At 63.9% G+C, this 21,963-nt stretch carries 26 protein-coding genes; 5 read left to right on the top strand and 21 right to left on the bottom strand.

Going from position 1 to position 21,963, the window contains the following annotated elements; translation table 11 throughout:
* Nucleotides 1–26 precede the first annotated feature (26 nt).
* The 7 genes from RM192_RS02400 to RM192_RS02430 are packed head-to-tail and all read right to left on the bottom strand — an operon-like array spanning nucleotide 27 to nucleotide 6,756.
* Complete coding sequence (locus tag RM192_RS02400; protein WP_311505975.1) at nucleotides 27–458, bottom strand: hypothetical protein; 432 nt, start codon at nucleotides 456–458, stop codon at nucleotides 27–29.
* Entirely contained in the window at nucleotides 455–1,786 is a 1,332-nt protein-coding gene (locus tag RM192_RS02405; protein ID WP_311508553.1) for a FliI/YscN family ATPase, read from the bottom strand. Before RM192_RS02405 ends, RM192_RS02400 begins: the two co-directional genes overlap by 4 nt.
* Nucleotides 1,786–2,397, bottom strand: a complete 612-nt coding sequence (locus RM192_RS02410; protein WP_311505977.1) for a FliH/SctL family protein — start codon at nucleotides 2,395–2,397, stop codon at nucleotides 1,786–1,788. The genes RM192_RS02405 and RM192_RS02410 overlap by 1 nt, the downstream gene beginning before the upstream one ends.
* Nucleotides 2,390–3,409, bottom strand: a complete 1,020-nt coding sequence (fliG, locus tag RM192_RS02415) for a flagellar motor switch protein FliG (protein WP_311505978.1) — start codon at nucleotides 3,407–3,409, stop codon at nucleotides 2,390–2,392. The genes RM192_RS02410 and fliG overlap by 8 nt, the downstream gene beginning before the upstream one ends.
* Nucleotides 3,406–5,106, bottom strand: a complete 1,701-nt coding sequence (gene fliF / locus RM192_RS02420) for a flagellar basal-body MS-ring/collar protein FliF (protein ID WP_311505979.1) — start codon at nucleotides 5,104–5,106, stop codon at nucleotides 3,406–3,408. The genes fliG and fliF overlap by 4 nt, the downstream gene beginning before the upstream one ends.
* A 4-nt stretch (nucleotides 5,107–5,110) precedes the next feature.
* A complete protein-coding gene (fliE, locus tag RM192_RS02425) occupies nucleotides 5,111–5,479 on the bottom strand; it encodes a flagellar hook-basal body complex protein FliE (protein ID WP_311505981.1) in 369 nt (122 codons plus the stop codon).
* A complete protein-coding gene (locus RM192_RS02430) occupies nucleotides 5,476–6,756 on the bottom strand; it encodes a sigma 54-interacting transcriptional regulator (RefSeq protein ID WP_311505982.1) in 1,281 nt (426 codons plus the stop codon). Before RM192_RS02430 ends, fliE begins: the two co-directional genes overlap by 4 nt.
* 216 nt (nucleotides 6,757–6,972) lie before the next feature.
* Here RM192_RS02430 and RM192_RS02435 point away from each other — a divergent pair, with 216 nt between their 5' ends.
* Together RM192_RS02435 and RM192_RS02440 are read left to right on the top strand one after the other, a co-directional pair.
* Nucleotides 6,973–7,782: a flagellin gene (locus RM192_RS02435; protein WP_311505983.1), complete on the top strand. Its 810-nt coding sequence runs from the start codon at nucleotides 6,973–6,975 to the stop codon at nucleotides 7,780–7,782.
* 241 nt (nucleotides 7,783–8,023) lie between these two features.
* A complete protein-coding gene (locus tag RM192_RS02440) occupies nucleotides 8,024–8,824 on the top strand; it encodes a hypothetical protein (protein ID WP_311505984.1) in 801 nt (266 codons plus the stop codon).
* Nucleotides 8,825–8,861: 37 nt separating this feature from the next.
* Here the strand turns inward: RM192_RS02440 and RM192_RS02445 are convergent, their stop codons facing one another.
* From RM192_RS02445 to flgB, 14 genes are all read right to left on the bottom strand, one after another.
* Nucleotides 8,862–10,100 (bottom strand): S8 family serine peptidase, encoded by a 1,239-nt coding sequence (locus RM192_RS02445; RefSeq protein WP_311505985.1) that lies wholly within the window; start codon nucleotides 10,098–10,100, stop codon nucleotides 8,862–8,864.
* A gap of 148 nt (nucleotides 10,101–10,248) precedes the next feature.
* Nucleotides 10,249–11,085 (bottom strand): flagellar motor protein MotB, encoded by an 837-nt coding sequence (locus RM192_RS02450; RefSeq protein ID WP_311505986.1) that lies wholly within the window; start codon nucleotides 11,083–11,085, stop codon nucleotides 10,249–10,251.
* A gap of 3 nt (nucleotides 11,086–11,088) precedes the next feature.
* Nucleotides 11,089–11,952 carry a flagellar motor stator protein MotA gene (gene motA, locus RM192_RS02455; protein ID WP_311505987.1) on the bottom strand — a complete coding sequence of 288 codons (864 nt, stop codon included), beginning with the start codon at nucleotides 11,950–11,952 and terminating at the stop codon, nucleotides 11,089–11,091.
* Nucleotides 11,953–11,981: 29 nt separating this feature from the next.
* Entirely contained in the window at nucleotides 11,982–12,899 is a 918-nt protein-coding gene (locus RM192_RS02460) for a flagellar biosynthesis protein FlgL (RefSeq protein ID WP_311505988.1), read from the bottom strand.
* A 6-nt stretch (nucleotides 12,900–12,905) separates the two neighbouring features.
* Nucleotides 12,906–14,243 carry a flagellar hook-associated protein FlgK gene (flgK, locus tag RM192_RS02465; protein ID WP_311505989.1) on the bottom strand — a complete coding sequence of 446 codons (1,338 nt, stop codon included), beginning with the start codon at nucleotides 14,241–14,243 and terminating at the stop codon, nucleotides 12,906–12,908.
* Nucleotides 14,244–14,246: 3 nt separating this feature from the next.
* Complete coding sequence (locus RM192_RS02470; protein ID WP_311505990.1) at nucleotides 14,247–14,573, bottom strand: flagellar biosynthesis protein FlgJ; 327 nt, start codon at nucleotides 14,571–14,573, stop codon at nucleotides 14,247–14,249.
* Nucleotides 14,570–15,670 (bottom strand): flagellar basal body P-ring protein FlgI, encoded by a 1,101-nt coding sequence (locus tag RM192_RS02475; RefSeq protein ID WP_311505991.1) that lies wholly within the window; start codon nucleotides 15,668–15,670, stop codon nucleotides 14,570–14,572. The genes RM192_RS02470 and RM192_RS02475 overlap by 4 nt, the downstream gene beginning before the upstream one ends.
* An 11-nt stretch (nucleotides 15,671–15,681) precedes the next feature.
* Complete coding sequence (locus tag RM192_RS02480; RefSeq protein ID WP_311505992.1) at nucleotides 15,682–16,422, bottom strand: flagellar basal body L-ring protein FlgH; 741 nt, start codon at nucleotides 16,420–16,422, stop codon at nucleotides 15,682–15,684.
* A 5-nt stretch (nucleotides 16,423–16,427) separates the two neighbouring features.
* A complete protein-coding gene (flgG, locus tag RM192_RS02485; protein ID WP_311505993.1) occupies nucleotides 16,428–17,216 on the bottom strand; it encodes a flagellar basal-body rod protein FlgG in 789 nt (262 codons plus the stop codon).
* 18 nt (nucleotides 17,217–17,234) lie between these two features.
* Nucleotides 17,235–17,975 carry a flagellar basal body rod protein FlgF gene (locus RM192_RS02490; RefSeq protein WP_311505994.1) on the bottom strand — a complete coding sequence of 247 codons (741 nt, stop codon included), beginning with the start codon at nucleotides 17,973–17,975 and terminating at the stop codon, nucleotides 17,235–17,237.
* Nucleotides 17,976–18,014: 39 nt separating this feature from the next.
* Nucleotides 18,015–18,842 carry a flagellar hook-basal body complex protein gene (locus RM192_RS02495; RefSeq protein WP_311505995.1) on the bottom strand — a complete coding sequence of 276 codons (828 nt, stop codon included), beginning with the start codon at nucleotides 18,840–18,842 and terminating at the stop codon, nucleotides 18,015–18,017.
* Between the two features lie 40 nt (nucleotides 18,843–18,882).
* Nucleotides 18,883–19,218: a flagellar hook capping FlgD N-terminal domain-containing protein gene (locus tag RM192_RS02500; RefSeq protein ID WP_311505997.1), complete on the bottom strand. Its 336-nt coding sequence runs from the start codon at nucleotides 19,216–19,218 to the stop codon at nucleotides 18,883–18,885.
* A complete protein-coding gene (gene flgC / locus RM192_RS02505) occupies nucleotides 19,218–19,628 on the bottom strand; it encodes a flagellar basal body rod protein FlgC (RefSeq protein ID WP_311505998.1) in 411 nt (136 codons plus the stop codon). The genes RM192_RS02500 and flgC overlap by 1 nt, the downstream gene beginning before the upstream one ends.
* Nucleotides 19,629–19,631: 3 nt before the next feature.
* A complete protein-coding gene (gene flgB, locus RM192_RS02510; RefSeq protein WP_311505999.1) occupies nucleotides 19,632–19,979 on the bottom strand; it encodes a flagellar basal body rod protein FlgB in 348 nt (115 codons plus the stop codon).
* 213 nt (nucleotides 19,980–20,192) lie between these two features.
* Here flgB and RM192_RS02515 point away from each other — a divergent pair, with 213 nt between their 5' ends.
* From RM192_RS02515 to RM192_RS02525, 3 genes are read left to right on the top strand one after another with little or no spacing between them, the layout of a single operon-like run.
* Nucleotides 20,193–20,870 carry a MotA/TolQ/ExbB proton channel family protein gene (locus RM192_RS02515; protein ID WP_311506000.1) on the top strand — a complete coding sequence of 226 codons (678 nt, stop codon included), beginning with the start codon at nucleotides 20,193–20,195 and terminating at the stop codon, nucleotides 20,868–20,870.
* Complete coding sequence (locus RM192_RS02520) at nucleotides 20,867–21,301, top strand: hypothetical protein (RefSeq protein ID WP_311506002.1); 435 nt, start codon at nucleotides 20,867–20,869, stop codon at nucleotides 21,299–21,301. Before RM192_RS02515 ends, RM192_RS02520 begins: the two co-directional genes overlap by 4 nt.
* Nucleotides 21,302–21,336: 35 nt before the next feature.
* Complete coding sequence (locus RM192_RS02525; protein ID WP_311506003.1) at nucleotides 21,337–21,864, top strand: flagella basal body P-ring formation protein FlgA; 528 nt, start codon at nucleotides 21,337–21,339, stop codon at nucleotides 21,862–21,864.
* Nucleotides 21,865–21,963: the final 99 nt, after the last annotated feature.

Genomic DNA, 21,963 nt, shown 5'->3' on the forward strand with positions numbered 1-21,963 from the left:
CTCCGTCGCTTCGGCGTTAACCTTGTCTATTCAAGTCCCGTGCCAGTTGCCTTCCGCGCGCTGAGCGGGGCTGCGGCGTTGGCGATCTTGCGCCCAATCAACCGGGATTGCGCCTCGGCGCGCTCTTCCACGGCAGCGCGTTTGCGCTCTGCTGCGGCCGCTTCCTGCGCCTTGATATCGGCAAGCTTCTGTGCGTTCACTGCGTCGGCGCGCGTGCCGGTGGTTATGCGTTCCAGCCCAGCCACGAAGTGCCGCAATTGTTGTAGCGCGTGGCCGTCGGGCATGTCGGTGCGCGCGGAATACTCGGCGGAGAGACGGCTGGTCCGCTCCACCAGCCCCTGCAATTGCGCTAGCGTTCCTTCAGCCTGCCCGGCCTCGGCCAGGGCATTGCGCCGCGCGATGTCGCGGATGCGCTCCAGTCGCTGCAACCGCGCTAGACGCGCGCGTTCGGCTTTCATCCGCCCATCAGCCGGATCAGCGCGGCGGCGGAATCATGCATCCCAACGATCTCGCGCTGCGGCTGGCTGATGAACCCGCTCAACGCTTCGTGCATCACAATCGCACGGTCGAGCTGCGGGTCGGCCCCGGCGCGATAGGCCCCCATCAGCACCAGATCGCGGTTCGCCTCATATGCTGCCACCAGCGCACGGAACGTGCGCGCGGCCTGCTGATGGTCGGGCGCGGTAATGTCGTTCATCACGCGGCTAAGCGATGCGGCAATGTCGATCGCCGGATATTGCCCGCGCTGTGCCAGATCCCGTGACAGCACGATGTGGCCATCAAGGATCGACCGCGCGGTATCGACTACCGGGTCGTCCTGATTGTCGCCATCGGCCAGCACCGTGTAGAGTCCGGTGATCGAGCCGCCGCTTTGCGCAGAGTTGCCCGCCCGCTCCACCAGCTTGGTGATCGTGGCCAGCGACGAAGGCGGATAGCCGCGCGCCGCGCCCGGCTCGCCCAGCAGCAGCGCAATCTCGCGGCCTGCGTGCGCTACGCGGGTCAGGCTGTCCATGATCAGCAGCACGCGCTTGCCCTGCGCGCGGAAGTATTCCGCCAGGCTGGTCGCCAGCATCGCGCCGCGAATGCGCAAGTTTGGCGCATGATCTGCCGGAACCGCGACGATCACCGAGCGGTCGCGCTTGGCCCCGTGCATGTGGCGTTCGACAAAGTCCGAAACCTCGCGCGCGCGTTCACCAATCAGGCCTACGATCACCACCTCTGCCTCGGCACCATGCGCGATCATGTCAAGCAGCACCGATTTGCCGACGCCCGATCCGGCCATGATGCCAATACGCTGTCCGATGCCAAAGGTCGTCAGCGCATTGAGCGCCCGCACACCTGTATCGAACCGCTCGCGCACCGGCGACCTGTCGAGCGCGGCAGAGCGCACGCCTCCTGCAGGCCATTCGCGGCGATGGTTGATCGCGCCTAGCCCGTCGATGGGCTTACCTTCGCCATCTATAGCACGGCCGAGAAACGCTTCGCCCACTGGCAACATGCCGGGGCGGCCTTCCGCGCGCACTTTCGCGCCGGGGCGCAGCAATACCGGGTCACCCAACAACATCATCAGCGTGCGGCCGTTGCGGAAACCGACCGTCTCGGCAATCAACGAGCCTGTGCCATGCGCGATGCGGCATTGCGTGCCAATCGGCACCGAAAGGCCCGAAACCTCCAGCATCCCGCCATCGCACGATGCCAGCAGCCCATAGCGCGGCGGGGTGAAATCCGGCTGGGCCAGCGCGATGGAATCGAGCGCGCGGTCCAAAACGTTGAGCGATGTATCCATCAGCATTGCCGTAGCGCCTCTGCTATCGCCTGCCGCCAGTGTTCAGGCCCGTCCTCGACGCCGCCTGCCGCGCCCTCGACGCGCACCGCGCCGCGTTCCAGCGCGCCGTCAGGCACGAAATGCCAGTCTTCGGGAAGTCGCGCGGCAATCAGCGCAAGATCTTCGGGATGCAGGTGGATCACGCGTTCGTCCTGTGCGCGTGCGAGCATGGCGGCTGCCACTTCAACGCGCCGGATCATCCCGTCCGGATCGAGTGCAGCCGGTGCAATCGCGGCTTCGCACAGCGCCTGCACGGTTTCGCGCAAGCGGTCCTTGAGGTCTTCCTGCATCGCCGCATCCAGCTTCGCCAGCGACAGTTCTATGGCTGCGCGCGCGGTTTCCTGCTCGGCGATGATCTGCGCTGCCGCTTCCTGCGCATCGCCCATCCCGCGTGCATAGCCCTCGGTCCAGGCATCGGCCACGGGATCGGCAGGCTCATGTGCTTCGGGAACTGGCTCCGGCACTTGGGGCAGCGCTTGCAGTATTTCACGAAAAAAGCGCCGGTCATGCGCAAACCCGGCTGAAGCCGCACCAAGGTCCGCCAGTGAAACCGCGCGCAAGGCATCAGACATAGTCGTCGTCGCCTGCGCCAAACACGATCACGCCTTCTGCCGCCAGGCGGCGCGCGGCAGTGACCATCGCCTTTTGCGCCTCGATCACTTCGGCCATTTTCATGCGCCCGCGCCCGGCGATTTCGTCGCGCACGCCGTCAGCCGCGCGGCTCGACATCGCGCGGAAAAACACTTCGCGCTGTTCCTCGGGCGTGCCCTTGAGCGCGGCGATCATCGCATCGTTATCGACCTCGCGCAGCAGCGCCCCCATCGACTTGTCGTCGAGCGCGAAGAGATGTTCGAACTTGAACATCTCGTTCTCGATCGCCTTGGCCAGCTGTTTGTCCTGCTTGGCGATTTCGGGCATGATGCGCTTCTCGACAGTGCGGGCAGATGCGTTGATGATGTCTGCCGCCTCGCGCGGGCCGCCCATCGCCAGCGATGCCTGACCGTGGCATTCGCCGATGCGCCGGTCGAGGATTTCTTCCAGCATGGCAATGGCTTCGGGTGCCACCGGGCCGAGCGAGGCGATGCGGTGGACGACCTGCGATTGGCTGTCCTCGGGCAGCCCGTGCAGCACCGCAGCGGCCACTTCCGGATCGAGTTGCACCAGCAGCACCGCAATGGCCTGCGGGTGCTCGTCGCGGATCAGCGGGATGATGACTTGCGGCGTCAGCCAGCGCGCCAGTTCGATCGTCGGCGTGCGCGATGGATCGTCGGGCAGGATGCGCTGCATCAGGTTGTCGGCCTTCACTTCGCCCACAGCGCGCGTCATCAGCATGCGCACCTGGCTCACGCGGTCATGCGCGATCAGGCCCAGCCGCTCGGTCTTCTCGACAAACCCGGCAATGGCCTGCGCAATCGCCACCGGGCCGATTTCGCCCAGCGCGCACATCTTCTCGCCCAGCAGGCGCAGTTCGGACGGTTCGAGCTGCGCAAGGATCTGCGCCGCCTGATCGTCCTCGAGCAACATCACCATCACGGCGGCGCGTTCGGGGTCGCTGATGTTGGGCGCTTCGTAAAGGTCGCTCATGCTGCGGCCTCCTCTTCAGGGGTGTTGAGCATCTGTTTCAAGGCAACCAGCGCATTGTCTGGCTTTTCCACCACAAGCCGCTGGGCAAGGCTGACTTGCCGCGCCAGCGCCTCGGTATCGACCACGCCCGTCTCTGCGTTCTGCGCAGGCTGGAGCGCCTCGGCCATTTCGTCGGCAGTGATCGCCTCTGGCTCTTCCTCGGCTGCATCTTCGTCTTCACCGTCGGAAGCAGCGTCCTTCTTGCGCTTCTTCGCAGACTTGGCCTCGGCAGCGGCAGGCTCTCGCTTGAGCGCCTTGATCAGCGGACGCACGCCCAGCAGCAGCACCAACAGCACCGCAATCAGCGCCACGACATTGCGCAGGATCGTGGCGAACCAGGGCGTCTCCCAGACCGGCGTCGGCACCACTTCGGCGGGCTTGAACGCGCGCACCTGCACCGCCACCTGATCGCCGCGCGCCGGGTCTGCGCCCACTGCGGCGCTGACCAATTGCTTGATTGCCTCGATGTCCTGCGGCTTGGCCTTGGCCATCATTTCCGCACTAAGGGCCACGGCAACCGAGAGCCGCTTGATCTTCCCCGGTGTCTGGTTCGAAACGGCAACCTCGCGGCCCAGTTCATAGGTCTTGGTCGAACTGGATTCACCGTTCGGCCCGGGCGCACCCGCCGTGGCAGCGGCAGGGGTTCCGGCTGGGGCACCGGGCTGCGCCGTCGTCGCGGGTGGCGGCGTATTGGCCGTCACGCCCGGCACGCCTTGCGCCGTCGCGGCACCCGCCTGTTGTGAAGCGCTTTGCGTTTCTGACCGGATCACGCCCTGCTTGTCATAGCTCTCGCGTGCAGAAGTTACCTGGTCCATATCGAGATCGACTTGAATCTCTGACGAGAAGTTGCCTTCTCCCAGCATCGGGGTCAGCAGTTGCGCCACCTGATCGCGCAGCTTCCCTTCCATGCGCTGCTGCAGTTCCAGCCGATCGCCATCGGCGCCACCCGGTTCGGATAGCAGGCGGCCATGCTGGTCAGCCACACGTACCGCGTCGATCGATAGCCCCGGCACCGATCCCGCTACAAGATTGGTGATCGCGCGGACCTGGCTTTCCGACAATTGCCGCCCGCTCTTGAGCTTGACCATGACCGAGGCGGTCGGGGCCGTGGTGTCGCGCACGAATACCGATTTCTCAGGTTCCGCCAGATGGACGCGCACGCTCTCGACCCCGTCGATCTCCATGACGGTCAGTTCCAGCTCGCGCTCGCGCGCGGCTTGCAGCCGCTGGCCCTCAAGGCCGCGGCTTGCGCCCATCGGCAGCTTGTCGAGCATCTGCGTCCCGGTTTCGGGCGTTGCAATCGCGCCGTCCGAAGCTGCTGCCATGCGCGCACGGTAGAGATTGTCCTCGCCCACGCTCACCGCGCCGGTCGCATTGTCGATGGTGTAGGGGATCGCCGCCTTGTCGAGGCTGGCGACGACTTCGGCACGTTCACTGTCCGAAAGCTGGCTGTAGAGCATGCGCTGCGGGGCAGGCGCCATGGTCATCCACAGCACGGCGGTAAGTCCTGCGGCAGAAACGCCCGCGAACCACGGCAAGGTGCGGCGGACGGGCGGCTGGGCCAGAAACGTCTTCACGCGTGAACCGAAGCTCCCGCCTGCAGGGTCGGTCAGGGCGCCAAAACCGGATGGGGCGGTAGGATCGGCGGTATCGGCCATCGGATCAGACTCCCATCCTCATGATGTCCTGGTAGGCATTGAGCAGCTTGTTGCGCACCTGCAGCGTGGCCTCGAAGGCAACGCCCGCTTCCTGCCGCGCCAGCATGACCTTGGCGACATCGACGACTTCGCCCTTTTCATAGGCCTCGGTGATCGCACTGGCCTTCTGCTGGCTTGAATTGACGGTATCGAGCGCGCCTTTCAGAGAATCCGTAAAGCTGCCACCCGCCCCGCCTGCCGGCGCTGGGCCTTGCGCTGGCTCCGGCCCCTTGACCTGCTGGAGCAGTTGCGAACGCTCCATGATCTGCTGGCGCAGCGCCATGATGTCCTGAATGCCGGACGCGCGCCCGCCAATGCCGCTAATGCTGCTCATCGCCGGCCGCCCACGGCAATCCCGGCTTCACGAAAGCTGGCGAGGCGGTAGCGCAGCGTCCGTTCCGATATGCCGAGCTGTCGCGCTGCCGCCACGCGGCTGCCACCGCAGGCATCAAGCGTGGCGAGGATCGCGCGGCTTTCCGAAATCTGCACGATGTTGGACAGCTTGCCGTTCGACACCGACGTCGCTGCGGTGTGCACCGGTTCGCTGATCAGGCGGGCAGGGCGGTCGAAGGCAATATGCTCAGGCGCGATCACCGGGGCATTGCCCGCCAGCACCAGCGCGCGGCGGATCACGTTTTCCAGTTCGCGCACATTGCCCGGCCACGAATGCGTGGTGAGCAGGGCCAGCGTTTCATCCGCAATCCATGGTGCATGAGCACTGTGACGCAGCACCATCGCAAAGGCCAGCGGAGCAATATCATCGGGCCGCTCGCACAGTGCGCGAAGCGCGAGGGGGAATACGTTGAGGCGGTAGAACAAGTCGGCGCGGAAACGGCCTTCTTCCACTTCCAGCGGAAGATCGCGGTTGGCGCAGGCGATGACCCGCACGTCCACCTTGATCGGCTGGGTCGCGCCCAGCGGCACAACTTCGCCTTCCTGCAGCGCGCGCAGCAGCTTGGCCTGAAGAGTCAGCGGCATCTCGGCAATTTCGTCGAGCAGCAGCGTGCCGCCATTGGCCGCGCGGAAGAAGCCCTCGCTGGCGGCATTGGCGCCGGTGAACGCGCCCTTCTGATGGCCGAACAGCAGCGCTTCCAGCATCGCCTCGGGCATCGCCGCGCAGTTGATCGCCACGAACGGCTTGTCCTTGCGGGCCGATCGTTCGTGAATGAAGCGGCTGAGCACTTCCTTTCCGGTGCCGGTCGGGCCATTGATCAGCACGGGAATGTCACAGGCGGCGATACGCTCGGCCAGCGCCAGGATCGAAAGGCTTTCCGGATCGGCGGCAATCGGTGTGCCGGGGCGGGCGGCACAGGCCAGCAACGCGGCAAGCGCGGCCTCGCCCGCACCGTCTCTATAGCGCAGCACGGTCTGGCGGCTGCCGGGCGTGCGCAGCATGGCTGGGACTGCAGCGCGCTCCAGCATCACGCTCATCCGCCGTGGATCGGTCGCAGTGCCTTCAAAAGCATCCGCCAGCATGACCTCGCCATCCGCGCCGTAGCTCGAAAGCACGGCTGCCGCGCGCTGAACCAGCGCTGCATGTGCTTGTGCCGCCGCATCCGTGAAGCGAAGTGCCCCGCAATCGCGAATCATTTCAAGACCCCTGTTAACCATCAAATCCGAGGCCCTTGTTTCGCGCGTAACCGACAAACAGGTCGAAACTTTAAGGGGTCGGGAAACACCTAGGGCGATTGCGTAGGTGCGGCAGTCTTTTGCCGGGGGCGGGCTTAAATCCGGCGCGCCTTTGCCGGTCTTTGTCCTGACAGCCGCGTCCATCCATTGACCCGGCAGTCCATTCGGGAACGACACTACCCAACCGGAGACTGGAAAATGGCGGTTATCAATACGAACATCAGCGCTATCAAGGCGACGAATTCCTCCAACTCGGCCAACAAGATGCTCGGCACGGCGATGGAACGCCTGTCGACCGGCAAGCGCATCAACGGTGCCAAGGACGACGCGGCGGGTCTGGCCATTGCCACGACCATGACCTCGCAGATCAAGGGCATGAGCCAGGGCGTCCGCAACGCAAACGACGGCATCTCGCTGGCGCAGACCGCTGAAGGCGCGCTCAACGAAGTGACCAACATGATGCAGCGTGTCCGCGAACTCGCTGTTCAGTCGAAGTCGGCAACCTATCAGGAATCCGACCGCGACTACATGAACTCGGAAGTTCAGGAACTTCAGGACCAGATCAACGCGGTTCTTTCCGACACCAAGTTCAACGGCAACACCGTTTTCGACAGCGCCGCCGACAAGACCTTCGACATCCAAGTCGGTTCGGAAACAGCCACCACGGTCACGATCACCTCGAAGCAGATCAACACGGTCGCCTTTGACGTCAGCGGCACCGATGGCACCAACGCCGGCACGACCATCGACGACGTCGATACCGCGCTTGCTGAAGTGAACGCTGCCCGTGCCACCTTCGGTGCAGGCCAGAACCGCCTTGAATCGGTGGTCAACAACCTGAATGACAACATCACCAACCTGTCGGACGCCCGCAGCCGCATTCAGGACACCGACTACTCGTCGGAAACCACGGCAATGGCCAAGGCCCAGATCCTTTCGCAGGCTTCAACCGCGATGATCGCACAGGCCAACCAGAGCCAGCAGAACGTGCTGTCGCTGCTGCGTTAAACCAGAAACGACAAGCGCCTGCCTCCACCAGGCGCGCGTCAACCGCCCGGCGACCCACATAGGGTCGCCGGGCTTTTTGGCGAAAAACAGATTAAGTGGATTCACTAAGCATTACAATCTTGTAAAAAATCATGCGGTTAACCGGCCATTTACAAAACCCGACAACACTTTGGTGATCAAATCCGCCCCGCCGACATCGGGCCAATCGAGTTCCGATGCGATGCAACATGAGGGGAGTTTGATGCCATTCAATGCGGCGGCTATCCGTGATTTAACGCCCAAGCAGGCAGCAGATTTGCCGAAATCGCCAATGTCATCAGTTCCCGGATCGGTCACGGTTCTGGAAATGGAACGTCAGTTCAGGCGTTTGCGGGCGCGGATCGTCTTCATCCGTGATCGTTGCCTCGATGAACGCCAAACCTGGTTGCGAGACCTCTATGGCGAAACTGAACAATATCGTTATTTCGAAAACCAGACCGACATTTTTTCGGCAGCACGTGAAAGCTATGATGTCTTTGTTGCCCATGCCGAAGATCCCGCCCGCCTTGGCAAAGTGTTGCGCCGAAACCGCGCTATCCTGACAAGCAAGATCAAGGTCGCGGTCATGGCGCAAAGTACGCCCCTTGATCGCGCTCAACTTCTTAATGCGGGGTTCGATCTGGTTGTTGACTGCCGTATGCACCGAACTGAATATATAGCGCGGATTGCGGCCATACGTGTCCGGATGTATCGTCATGCTCTAAGCGTGATGGGTCCACTGGACGATCTGCGGATAGTCCTGCGCAAGTATGTGGCCGAAGAAATCCATATGGACACGATCAAAAATCGCGAGCTTCTGCTTTTGTCACGTCTGGCGGCGCGGAAGAACATGCCGGTACATGCCAGTGAACTCCAGAAATCGGCAGTGGGACAAGTACGGGAGTTGACTCGCAAATCGCTGTGCGTGGCGATTTCTCGGTTGCGCCCGAAAATTGCGCCCAAATTCCAGATCGTGTCGAACTATGCAGACGGTTATGTCCTGAAAGATCGAACCGAAAACTGAACGGCGCTCGCCCGGTCCGCGCCGTTCAGGCCCACCACTACTTCACGCCGATCGGGAAGCGCACGCCATTGGGCGCGGCGGTCGAAAGGCGCGTTGTTGCGCGCGGTCCGCCGAGCAGGACGAGGCCTGCCAGATGCGGCGTCGCCATTGAAGTGCCCGAGATCGTGTTGTAGCCGCCGTCCTTCCAGGTCGACAGGATCGACACCCCCGGTTCGGCAAAGTCGACCGGATCGTTGATAACCGAATAATTCGAGAAGCTGGCAAACGTGTCGGTGCTGTTCACCGCCGCGACTGTCAGGATGTAAGGCCCATCCGCACGCGCGGGCGAATGGTTGTTGGCATCGTCGGTCTCGTTCCCGGCGGCAAGCGCGAACAGGACCTTGCTGCTGGTGGAGGCGTTTATCACCGCTTGATCCAGAGCATCCGATACCGGCCCGCCCAGGCTCATGTTGGCGACATCACCCAGCCCGCCAATGGATGCGACATAGTCGACACCGGCAATCACATCGGAATAGGCCCCGCTTCCGCGCCGGTCGAGCACACGGACGGCGATCAGCTTCGCGCCTGGCGCTACGCCGACAACACCGATGGAATTGCCCTTCTTGGCCGCGATCGTTCCCGCCACATGGCTGCCGTGTCCGTTGAGATCGTTGGGCGACGTTTCGCGCGAAACGAAATTCCGGCTGAGCGCCGTGTCGACGTTGAGGTCAGGGTGGGTGAGGTCGATGCCGCTGTCGATGACGAAAGCCCGGCCGGTGCCGGTGTATGTCGCCGTTCCGCCGCCGATGCTGGTGATGCCTGCGGGCGTCGTCTCGGTTGAAGTTCCACCGCCGCCACCGCCGGGCCTGGCGAGGGTGTTGACCGGATCGATTACGGTCGCGATCTGGTCGGCTTCGCAATAGGCGATGTTGGGGTTGTGTGCGGCAACCGAAGCTGCGGCTTGTGCGGGCAGGCTGATCGAGAAGCCCTGCAGGGCATAACGGTAAACGTGGCCGATGCGTCCCCCCGCCTTGCCCACGACCTTGTTGGCCTCACCTTGCTCAGCGCCGCGCGCGACTGCGCCGGCCTTGAAGACGCAGATCCAGCTGTCTGGAATGTTCGATCCCGGCGCGGCAGCAGCCGGAGTCGCGGCGGCGGACGCGGCGACGCCACTCTTGGCACTCGGCAAAAGCACAGCGCCCGAACCGGTGACACTGCCACCGCCGCCACCTGCCGCATAGACGATACCCGCCAATGCCACGGCGGACACTGTGGCCAAGCCTGCAACTTTCCTCATTTGCCGAACTCCCAGTCAAACCCGCGCTGAGCCGGTTTGTCCGGTTCAATCTGCTGCGTATGCCGGGAAGTTGCCTTTGTCCGGTTGCAACCGCAACCGCTTAATTGCAGGCTTGGTGAATAAATTGTCGTCAATATGACGCTATTCCTTAATTCATCAGGATCGACATGCGACGGTTGCGCGGGTCTGCCCGGTTTTTCTCGATCAGCGGCTCGCGGTCGGCCACGCCTTCGATCCGGCGGAAGCGGCTTTCGGCGATGCCCTGTCGCATAAGCGCCTGCCGGGTCGCCTCTGCGCGCCCTGCCGATAATGACCAGTTGTTGGCCACGCCGTTCTTCCACGGCAGAGAATCGGTGTGTCCGCGCACGGTGAACGCGCCGCCGTCAGGAGCCACAGCCTGCCCGACCGCGCGCAAAAGCTCGGCGGCATCTGGGGTCAAAACGGTGGTGCCGATCAGGAACATCGAGAACTCGGCATCATCGACCAGATCGATGCGGATGCCTTCGCTCGTCTCGACCATGCGCACCTGCCGCGCCAGCTTCTTCAGCTTTTCCGAAGCTGCCAGCTTTTGCGCCAGCCGTTCCTTCATCACGGCCACGCGCTTGACCTTGCTGCCGCCTTCCTTCGCGCCGCCGGAGGCATCTCGCGGGATAGTCAGCGTCTTGTTGCCGGTCTGGCCTGCGCGGTGCGGATAGTCGTCGGCGTCGGTCAGCGAAGATCCGCCAAGCACGCCATAGCCGCCTGCGCTGCCTTGCCGCATCTTGACCAGCGTCGGCGTGAAGTAATCGGCAATGCCCTTGCGCTGCTTTTCTGTGGTCGCGCCCAGCAGCCACATCAGCAGGAAGAACGCCATCATCGCGGTCACGAAGTCGGCATAGGCAACCTTCCATGCTCCGCCGTGGTGCCCGGCGGCAACGACCGTGATCTTCTTGACGATGATCGGCCGGGGCGGCTCGTTCTTGCCCTTGGCGGGTGCCTTGGCCATGGCTCAGCGCCCGCGCAGCGCGTCGAGCAGTTCCGACAATCCGGGACGGAACGAATGCCCAAGCCCCGAACGTGCGCTTTCGACCACCAGTGGCTGCGGCCAGCCATGCAGGCTCGCAATGATCACCTGCTTGACCGCCTGGAAGATCATCTCGTCCTGATCGAGCACCTGCTTCAGCCGCCCGGCGACCGGTGCGACGATGCCATAGGCGAGCAGAATGCCGAGGAACGTGCCGACCAGCGCCGAACCGATCATCCCGCCAAGGATCGCAGGTGGTTTGTCGATCGAGCCCATCGTCTTGACCACACCGAGCACGGCGGCAACGATGCCGAGTGCGGGCAGCGCGTCGGCAAGCCCCTGGATCGCGTGCTGCGCTTCGGCTTCCTCGTGGAAGTGTGTCTTCATCGCATGATCCATCACGTCTTCCACCGCATGGACCTCAAGCGTGCCCGATGAAACGACGATCAGGGTCAGCGTGTCACAGATCAGCGAGACCAGCGCCTTGTTGGCGATCAACCGTGGAAACTCGGCAAAGATCGGTGAGTTCTTCGGATCGGTGACATGGCTTTCCAGTGCCACCGGGCCGTCGCTGCGCAGGATCTTCATCAGCTTCGTGCAGAGCACGATCGCATCGACATGGTCCTGCTTGTTGTGCTTGGGACCCTTGAACGTCTTGGCGAAACCGCCACCGATGCCTTTCAGCTCGTGCATCGAATTACCCGTTACGAGCGCGCCGACGGCCGCGCCGCCGATGATCAGCATTTCGTGCGGAAGCGCGTGCAGCACCGGGCCAAGATCGCCGCCGGTGAACGCAAAGCCGCCGAACACCATGACGAGAAGGATGACGAGGCCGATAATTACGAACATGAAAGTCTATCCCGGAATGGCCGCGCCGATCAGCGCAGTTGGCTCATCAGCGAAAGGTTGGCGAGCTTGGCAAAACTTGCCTGGCTGGCTTCGAGCACGAGCATCGTGTTTTGCAGCCGTGCGATGGACTCGGTCAGGTCCGCACCGCCGATTTCGGTCTGTTCGGTCGTCCGCAGTTCCGACATCGACGTGCGTCGCTCGGTGTTGAGATCGATCCAGTTGAGCCGCGATCCCACCACCGTCTGTGCGGTGGTGATTGATTGCAGCCCATCGCCCAGCGCGGTCAGCGCAGCATTGGCGGCAGCCGCACCGCCCGTGCCCGATGTCAGCGCGTCGGCCAGGGTCTTCGTCACGTTTAGCAGATCGACTGTCGACCCGCCCGAGGTGAACTGCAGGAATTCCGGCCCGGTGATCCCGCGCGCAACGCTCTGTCCATCGCCAAGCGAGACCAACCCGGCACTGGCGGTGCCCGCATAGGAGGCCACCCCGCCGGTTACGGTATAGGCATCGCTTGCGCTTTCGCCGCCGAACAAGGAATGGCCCGAACTGTCGCGGGTGTTGGCAAGCGCCACGAGATTATCGTGGATCTGGGATATTTCCTCCCCGATTCCAGCGCGTTGCGCGGTGCTCAGCGTGGCAGAAGCCGCCTGCGTCGTCAGCTCCTGCAGCCGCGTCACGTAGTTGCTGAACTGGGTCAGCGCGCCATCGGTCAAGGTCAGGTCCGAGGTCGCGCGGTTGGCCGCAGCGGTGTCAATCTGGTCGGTGGTTTCGGCGCGTGCCAGTCGGCGCAACCGCGAGGCCGCCACCGGATCGTCTGACGACCGCTGCAGCCGCTGCCCGCTCGACATCTCGGCCTGCGTCTCCTCCGCCTGCTTGCGCAACGAGGTAAGATCCATCAGCGAGCGGTCATAGAATGCGCTGGTCGATGTGCCGTAGATCGTGCTCATGGCAGTTTATCCAATCCCCAACAGGGTGTCGAAAATGTCGGTGGCCACCTGCATGACCTTGCCCGAGGCCTGAAACGCCTGCTGGTAGCGGACGAGGTTGACCGCCTCGGCATCGAGATCGACGCCCGACTGCGCCGAAAGCGCAACCTTGGCGGTGTTCGAAATCGTCTCGAGCGCGCCCAGCGTGATGTTGCGCCCTGCGAGCGTGCCCGACACGTCGAAGATGATCTGGTCCATGCCATCGGCAGGATTCAGGCCCGATATCGCGCTGCGGATGGCGGTAAGGTTGCTAGCGTCGCGGCTGCCGACTGCGCCGTTCAGCGGCGCCGTCGCCAGCTTGCGCACATCGCCAACATCCAGTTTCATCGAAGCAGCGGTCGTGCCCGAAAAGATTGCGGCACCCGGATTGCCGTCAAGGTCGTCGCCGGTAAGCTGTGCCGCGTTGAAGGTGTTGACGATGTCTTCGGCAAGCCCGTCGACATCGAGTTTCAGCTGCGCCAGCTTCCCCAGCGCGAGCTGCTGCCCGGCCAGCGAACCGCCCGAGAGCGAGAGCGCCGATGCGCCAACGCTGAATGTCACTTGGCCATCGCCTGCGGTGGTCATGGCAATTGTTGCGGCGCTGCCGCCGGTTACCAGATCGACGCCGCTTGTTCCGCCGAGCTTCACAGCCACAGTGCCATTGGTGGCAAAGGTCGTGGCAATATTGCCGTAATCACTCAACTGCTGGAGCAACTTGTCGCGCTGGTCGAGCAGCGCGGTCTTGTCGCTGCTGGCATCCGATGCTCGGGAAAGCCGCGTGTTGGTGCGCGCCAGTTCCTGCGCGATGCGGTTGACCTGCGTCACCCCGTCGCTGGCAAGGAATTGCAGACCTTCGCCCGCAGCATCCATTTCCTGCGCGGCGATCTGGAAGGTGCCGACCATCGTCCGCGCCTTCTCGATCACCGAGGCGCGCAATGATGTATCGACCGGGTCCTGTGTCAATTGCTGCAGAGAGGATTCAAAGCCGACGATAGCGTCATAGACGCCCGATTGTTCGATGGCGGATTCGATGTTCTCCAGCCCCGCCGCCTCTGCCGTAGCACGTGCCACATCGGACCCGGTGCGGCGGACCTCGGCCTGGCGGAAGGCATCGGCGTTGCGGGTGATCGAATCAAGGCGCACGCCCGAGAGCGAGAGGTCGCCTATGCGGTAGGCCCCGCCCGTCGAAGCCACTTCGGACAGGCTGGCCGACCGCCGCACATAGCCATCGGACGAGGCGTTGGCGATGTTCTGCGCGGTGACGTCCAGCCCGATGCGGGCGGCCATCGCACCGCTGCGGGCAATCGAAAGAAGGTCCGAAGCCATGGCCTATTTGCCCTTCGCAGACTTTGCCGCGTCTGCGGGAAGCAGCGCGGCAAGGTGGTTCTCGATCTGCCTGGCGAGGCCAAACGCGCCGGTATCCGACGCAATTTCGGCAAAGCGCTCGTCGCGCATCTGCACGAAGGTCTGGTCCATCTCGCCGAACAGGTCGTCGCCGCCGAAGTTTGCGGCACGCGCGCCCTGCAGCATCTGGCGGATGAAAATCGCCTCGAACTGCTTGGCCGCGCCCGACAGCTTCTCGCGGTCGCTCGCCACCTTGGGCGTGAGCGAGAGCCCGGTCGTCGCGGTTGGTGCGGGGGCTGAAACAGTGCTCATATCACCACCATCTCGGCTTTCAGCGCGCCCGCCTGCTTCAGCGCTTCGAGGATGGCGACAAGGTCGGACGGGCTGGTGCCGAGCTTGTTCAGCGCATCGACCAGCGAGGACAGCGAAGCGCCGGGCTTGAACAGCGCGACCTTGGCTTCCTTTTCCTCAAGGTTGATCTGGCTGGCAGGGGTGACGGCTGTCTGCCCCCGCGCCAGCGCATTGGGCTGCGAGACCTGGCTCTTTTCGTCGATCTTGACCACCAGCCTGCCGTGGCTGATCGCGGCGGGCGAAAGGCGCACTGCGTTGTTGATCACGACCGTGCCGGTGCGACTGTTGACGATCACGCGTGCTGCCGTTTCGGCAGGGGTGATGTCGAGCATCTCGATAGAGGCCATCGCCGTCGCGCGCGAATCCGCCCCGGCGGGCAGGCGCAGGGCCAGCGTGATCCCGTCCTCGATCGTGGCCGCCTGCGGAAACCGGGAATTGATCGCGTCGCGCACGCGCTGTGCGGTGAGGAAATCGGCTTCGAACAGGTTCCAGCGCAGCACTTCGCCGCTGTCGAAACCGGAGGCCACCGCACGTTCGACGCTCGCCCCTTCGGCGATGCGGCCAACGGTGGGCACATTCACGGTCAGCTGCGATCCGTCGCGGGCGCTGATGCCAAGGCCGCCGACAGCAAGGTTGCCCTGCGCCATCGCGTAGATCTGGCCGTCAGCGCCATAAAGCGGGGCCATGATCAGTGCGCCGCCGCGCAAGGACTTGGCCTTGCCCAGCGTCGAAACGGTCACGTCGATGCGCTGGCCGGGTTTGGCAAAGGCGGGAAGGTCTGCCGTGATGACCACGGCGGCTGCATTTTTCAGGCCGGGCGAAACGCCTGCGGGCAGTTGCACGCCAAGGCGCCCAGCCGTGCCCTTCATCGCCTGTGTCAGGTATTCGAGATTGTCATCGCCCGTGCCGGGAAGCCCGACGACCACGCCGTAGCCGGTCAGCTGGTTGGCGCGCACGCCCTGGAATTCCCCCAGATCGCGCACGCGCTCGGCCAGTGCCGGCACGGGAGAGAGTGCCGCAAGACCGAGAGCCAGTGAAAGAAGTATCCGCACAAACATCTGTCAAAGCCTCAGAAGGGCGAAATCGCATTGAAGAACTTGGCTAACCAGCCCTCGCGGCTCGCGCGTCCGACCGAGCCATTCCCGGTATATTCGACGCGCGCATCCGCGATCTGGGTTGAAAGGATGCGGTTCTCAGGATCGATGTCGCCAAGGCGCACGATGCCGGAAAACTGCACCCATTCCTGACCCTGGCTCAGCATCATGCGCTTCTCCCCCCGGACAAGCGCCGTGCCGTTGGCCCGCACTTCGGCGATTGTGACCCCGACCTCACCGGCGAGCGTGCTCGTCTGCGAGGCGTTGCCCTGACCATTGAACGACGAACCGCCCGAAGCTTTAAGGGCATTGGGGTTGAGGAACGACAGCGGGCCAGCAGTCGGCGGGGTCACCGAGAAGCTTCCGGACTTCTGCGTCTTCGCCCCGGCGGTTTTGGCCGAGGTGAGGTTTTCCACCAGCACCACGGTCAGCGGATCGCCGACCGAGCGCGCACGGCGGCCCTCGACAAGGCCTGCATATCCGGCGCTGGCATTGAAGATCGACCCTGCGGTGGGCGCCGAGGCGACAACGGCTTGCGTCTGCGGCAGTGCCGGTTCGAAACCGGGCTTGGGCCGCGCCGCACTGGCAGGATCGCTCACGTACATGACCGCAGCCGCCGCTAGTGTGCCTGCCACCAGCGCGCGAACCGCACTTTTGGTGCGGCGGCTGGGCCTTGAAGTTTCGCCTGAAAAATGGCGCTCGAAGGGTGTAGTCATGCCCATCACAGCGTCTGGTTCGCGTTCTGGAGCATCTCGTCGACCGCCGAGATCATCTTGGAATTGATTTCGTAGGCGCGCTGCGCCTCGATCATGTCGACCAGTTCTTCCACGACGTTGACGTTCGAGGCTTCGAGATAGCCTTGCTGGATGTGGCCGCGCCCCTGATCCCCGGCGATGCCGACTTGCGCCGCGCCCGAAGCCGCGGTTTCCTGCAGGAAGTTGTCACCCATCGAACGGAGGCCGCCGGGATTGGCGAAGCTGGCAATGGTGACCTGGCCAAGCTCGGTCGGCTCTGCTGCTCCTGCAACCGTGGCAGAAACCGTGCCGTCCTGCGAAATCGTGATCGCGCTGGCACCTTCGGGAATGGTGATCGCGGGGTTCAGGGCATAGCCTTGCGCGGTTACCAGCGTGCCTTCGGCAGAACGGCTGAAATTGCCCGCCCGGGTATAGCCAAGCTGGCCGCCCGGCATGGTCACCTGAAAGTATCCGTCTCCGTCCAGTGCCAGGTCCAGCGCATTGCCGGTTGTCTGCAGCGTGCCCTGCGTGTCGATCCGCGTCGTCGCCTGCAGCGCCACGCCGGTGCCGAGGTTCAGGCCCGTGGCATAGGCCGTTTCGGACGAGGACTGCTGTCCCGCCACGCGTGCGTCCTGATAGGCCAGCGTGGCGAAGTTGGCGCGGTCGCGCTTGAAGCCGGTGGTGCCGATATTGGCGAGGTTATTGGCGATCACGCGCATCCGCGTGTCCTGCGCCTCAAGCCCGGTGCGGGCGACGTGAAGGGCTGAGCTTGGCATGGTGTTCTTCCTCTAAGGTCAGGAAAGGCGCATCAGCGCTGCGCTGGATTCATCCACCTCGCGCGCTTGGGAAACGACCTTGGTGCGGATGTCGAACAGGCGCTGGGCCTCGACCATCTCGACAAGAATGCGGGTGGGATTGACGTTGGACTGTTCAAGGCTGCCGACCATCAGCTTAGCCTCCTCGTCCTGCGGCAAGACGCCGCCGCCCGTGACACGGAAAAAGCCGTCGAGGCCCTTCTCGATTTTACTGCCTGTGGTGGAAGCGATCTTGATGCGCCCGACCAGCTGGGGAGGCTGGTCGGGCGTCTCGGGATTGGCGACGTTGACGCCGCCATCGGGGGAAATGGTAACCTTGGAGCCGAGCGGCACAGTGATCGGCCCGCCTTCGCCGATGACCGGGCGGCCATCGCCATTCTGCAACACGCCGCCTGAGCTCACCGCAAGATCGCCGCGCCGGGTATAGACCTCGCTGCCGTCGTCGGCCTGAATCGCCAGCATCGTATCGCCGCTCAGCGCCACGTCGAGCGGCTTGCCCGTCTCGATCAGTGACCCTTGCGCCATCGACGCGCCGCGCACTTCGCCTTCGGTCATCGCGCGCGCTTCAAGGCTGGGGCCTTTCAGTGTCATCGGCGTGGTCGTCAGCATTTCGGCGCGAAAGCCGATGGTCTGTGCGTTGGCCATGTTGCTGGCGATTACGCGCTGGCGCACGGTCGATCCGGTCATCCCGGAATAGGCAGTGTAGATCAGGCGGTCCATGGCACGGCTTTCAGGTTAAATTGTTGATCAGGCCGCGGATCAGCTCTGCAGCTGGATCACGGTCTGCGAGATCTGCGTGGCGGTATCGATGGCTTTGGCGTTCGCCTGGAAATTGCGCTGCGCGGTGATCAGGCTGACCAGCTCTTCGGCGATATCCACGTTCGAGCGTTCGAGCGCGCCCGAAAGCAGCGATCCATATTGCCCGGTGCTCGGCTGGCCATAGTTCGGCGTGCCGGAAATTCCGGTCGTCACCCAGTTGGACGAACCAACCTGCTTGAGCCCCTGCGGCGCGATGAAGCTGGCGAGCGCGACCTTGCCGATGATGACATTCGAGCCGTCGGCATAGGACGCGGTTACCGCGCCATCATCGCCAACGGTAATGCCCGCAAACTCGATGGGGTTGCCGTTTGCATCGTTGCCGTTAGTCGCCGGGATCACAGAATCCCCCGGTGTGGTCGAAGTGATCGTGCCCGCCGCATCGGTCGGGAAAACCTGAAGGCGATTGCCCGACCCGTCGGAGATGAAGCCCGCGCCGTCCACGGTCAGGCTACCGTTGCGCGTGAACAGCGTCTGGCCGGTCACCACGTTCTTGGTAGTGAAGAAACCGTCGCCGTTGATTGCCAGATCGAGCGCCGAACCGGTCTGCTCGATCGGTCCTAGCGCGAAGTTCTGGCTGATCGATTCCACCGCCGCACCTATGCCGACGACCAGCTTTGGGTTGGTGAAGGCGCTGCCCACAACGATGTCGGCAAATTCCGTGCGGCTCTTCTTGAAGCCCGTGGTTTCGGCGTTGGCGATGTTGTGGCTGATCACGCCGAGGTCGGTCTGGGCGTTCTTGAGGCCGTTCAACGAGGTGTAGAAGGACATGGGGGTGCTCCGGGGGTGTTGATGGGGGGTAGGCGGGGGGTCAGGCGGTAGTGGCAGCACTGCCCGTGGTCAGCTTGGCGACCGTGGTGTTGAGCGTGTCGAGCTTGGCCGAGATCTGCGCGAGCGTGTCGCCCTGCGCCGAAATCGCGCCGAGCGATTCCTTCATGTCGTTTTGCGTCGACAGTGAAGAAAACTGCGCGAGCTGGGCCAGCATCTGCGAGTTGTCGACCGGATCGGTCGGGTCCTGATTGTTCAGCTGCGTGGTCAGCAGCTTGACGAAATCCTCGGCGCCCAATGCGCCCCAACCCTGTCCGGCCTTGGAGGAAGTGGTGGCACCATTGACGCCGGTGGTAGAAGTTACGGAAGCGACTGACATTATTTCATCCTCATCGTTTCGAGCATGAGCTGCTTTGCGGTTTGCATCGCCTCGACCACGTTCTGGTACTGGCGCGAGCTTTCGAGCATTTCGACCATCTCGGCGTTTTCATCGACCGGGGCCGTCCAGACATCGCCGTTTTCGTCGGCCAGCGGGTGGCCGGGATCGTGCTGGCGAATGGGCGTGGCGTCCGAACGCTGGACGGCGGCGACGCGCACTGTGGACAGACCGTTCGCCTGATCGAGCTGTTCGGTGAAGACCGCGCGCAAGGGGCGATAGGCCTCGGCTTCGGTAGTCGTGACCGTGCCTGCGTTGGCGAGGTTGGACGCTGCTGTGTTCATGCGGACGAGCTGGGCGGACATGGCCCGGCCCGTGACCTGGAACAAGTTGAGGGGGGTGTTCTGCGCCATGGCTTACTCGCCCTTGATCGCGCGGGTGATCGTCTCGACCCGGCCGCGCAGGAAGTTGAGCGTGGCCGAATAGCCCACCGCGTTTTCGGCAAAGGCGGTCTGCTCGGTCGCCATTTCGACGGTGTTGCCATCGAGGCTGGGCATCACCGGCACGCGGTAGCGGGTGGCCGAGGAGATTGCCTGATCGTCGCTGGCGCCGTTTGTTCGGGCTTTCAGTGCGGCGGCAAAGTCGATGTCCTTGGCTTTGTAGCCGGGCGTCGCCGCATTTGCGATGTTGGAGGTCAGCAGGCCCATGCGCTGCGAGCGCAGCTCCAGTGCCGTTCCGTGAATGCCGAAGAGGGATTCAGCCATCGTATCGCGCCTTGGTCCTGCCAGAGGAATTTCCGGCAAAGGGTTCACGGTCCGTGTTTCAGCAAGGCCCGTGCCAGTTCCGCAAACGCGGGCATCCGGCGCCGACAAATCGCCCCAGACGGCAAGCCATTGCCGGAAGGCGGCAAATTGCAGGCAAGGGGCTGAATTCTTGCCGCCTTCAGCCGTTCTAGGGTGCGAGGAGACCCGAGGCTCATGCAATTCAGCCCCCTTATCGACGGCCTGTCCGCCACCATCGTGGTGGGCGGAACCGCGCTTGCCACGGTGCTGCGCGCCGGGCCGCGTGAGCTGGCGTTCACCGCGCGGGCGCTGGCAGGGCTTTTTCGGCCACAGTTCACCGCTGAACTGGCCAAGGCCGATCTGGCCGGACAAGTCTCCGCGATCCGCCGCGAGGGCGTGCTCCGCGTGAACCCCAAGTCTACCGGCGACCGCGCGTTCGACGAAGCCACCGACCTTATGATCCGCTCGCGCTCGCTCGACCCCTTGATCGAACGCCACAACACCTATCGCCGCCAGCGCATGGCAGAGGGCAATTCCGCCGTGCGCACGCTGGCGCAGGCCGCAGAGCTGGGACCGGTGTTCGGGATGGTCGGCACGCTCGTTTCGCTCAGCAGCCTTCCGGCCAATGGCCTCGATGCAGGCGCGCTCAATGGTGCGATTTCGATGGCGGTGGTGACCACACTCTACGGGCTGTTGCTCGCCAACTTGCTGCTGGCCCCGCTCGCGCGGCTGATTGAGCGCCACGCTCAGGCTGAAGAATTGGCGCGGGCCGAGGTGATCGACTGGCTCACCGTACAACTCGAAGCCGAAATGCCGCCGCGTGTACAGCCATTGCGCCCGCAGGCCGTCCCGCGCGAGAGGCACCACGCATGATCGTGCGCGCCGGGACGGGCTGGCAATATGCGCTGGCCGACTTGTCTCTGATCCTGTTTCTCGTCACCGCCTCGGCGCTTGCGCAGGCCAGCGATAAAAGACCGGCCCCGCAACCTGCGCCCCCTCCCATTGCTGCCGCCATCGACAGCGAACCGGTCGCGGTATGGAGCGCCAGCCCTGAGGCACCGCTGCTTTCGCAGTGGCTGGGTAGTGTTGGCGCAGATCCGCGGCTCGAAGTGCAAGTCGTAGTCCGCTATGCCAGCGGCGGGCGCGCAGCGGCCATGGCGCAGGCGAACCAGCTTGCCAAAGCGGGCGGCCCCCGCGCCAGCGCCGCGCGCATTCTGGTCGAGCCGGGCGCGCGGTCGGGTGCGAGCGTTTCGCTCGTCTATGCCAGCGAAACGCAGTCTGCTTGGCCGCCTTTGGCACAATGATTGCGAGACACGGCTCCCAAGCGCTCAGATTTGTCTTGGGAACCCACGCCATGAAATCCGCCTCGATCTTCGCCCTGCTTCTCGCAGGCACCACGGCATCAGCCGCCATTGCGCAGTCCGGCGGCTTCTACGATCTTGCCAGCGTGGACCGCGCGGTTGCTGCGTTTACCGGCGCAGGAATTGGCCAGCCCGGCGGTGCAGCGCTGCCGGTCGACCGGCGGATGCGGCTGGCGCCATGCTTCGGCGCGCTGGTGACGACATGGTACGGCACGCGGCAGGACAATGTGCTGGTGCAATGCCCTGATCCGGGCGGCTGGCGGCTGTTCGTTGCCGTTTCCGGCAATGGGCGGCAGGATGCAGCCTCGGCCTTGCCCCCTGCGGTTGCTCGGGGCGAGGCGCTGACCATTTCGGTCGAGGGCGAGGGCTTTTCCGTTTCGCAATCGGGCGAAGCAATGGAAGCAGGGCCTGTGGGCGCGTGGATACGCGTTCGTACCAGTGTCAAGGCCACGCCGATCCGTGCCCGCATCGCGCGCCCCGGCCTGGTGATCGTGCCGGTGGATTGATCCCTCTTGCCGGTCCGTTGCGCCATCCGGCAAAAATTTTCCGTATTGCCCCTTAAAGACCCCTTCAGACCGCCGTTCTTGGATGCATGAAACGCTAGG

Source organism: Novosphingobium sp. MMS21-SN21R, from assembly GCF_031846015.1.
In the GTDB taxonomy this organism is placed as follows: Bacteria; Pseudomonadota; Alphaproteobacteria; order Sphingomonadales; family Sphingomonadaceae; genus Novosphingobium.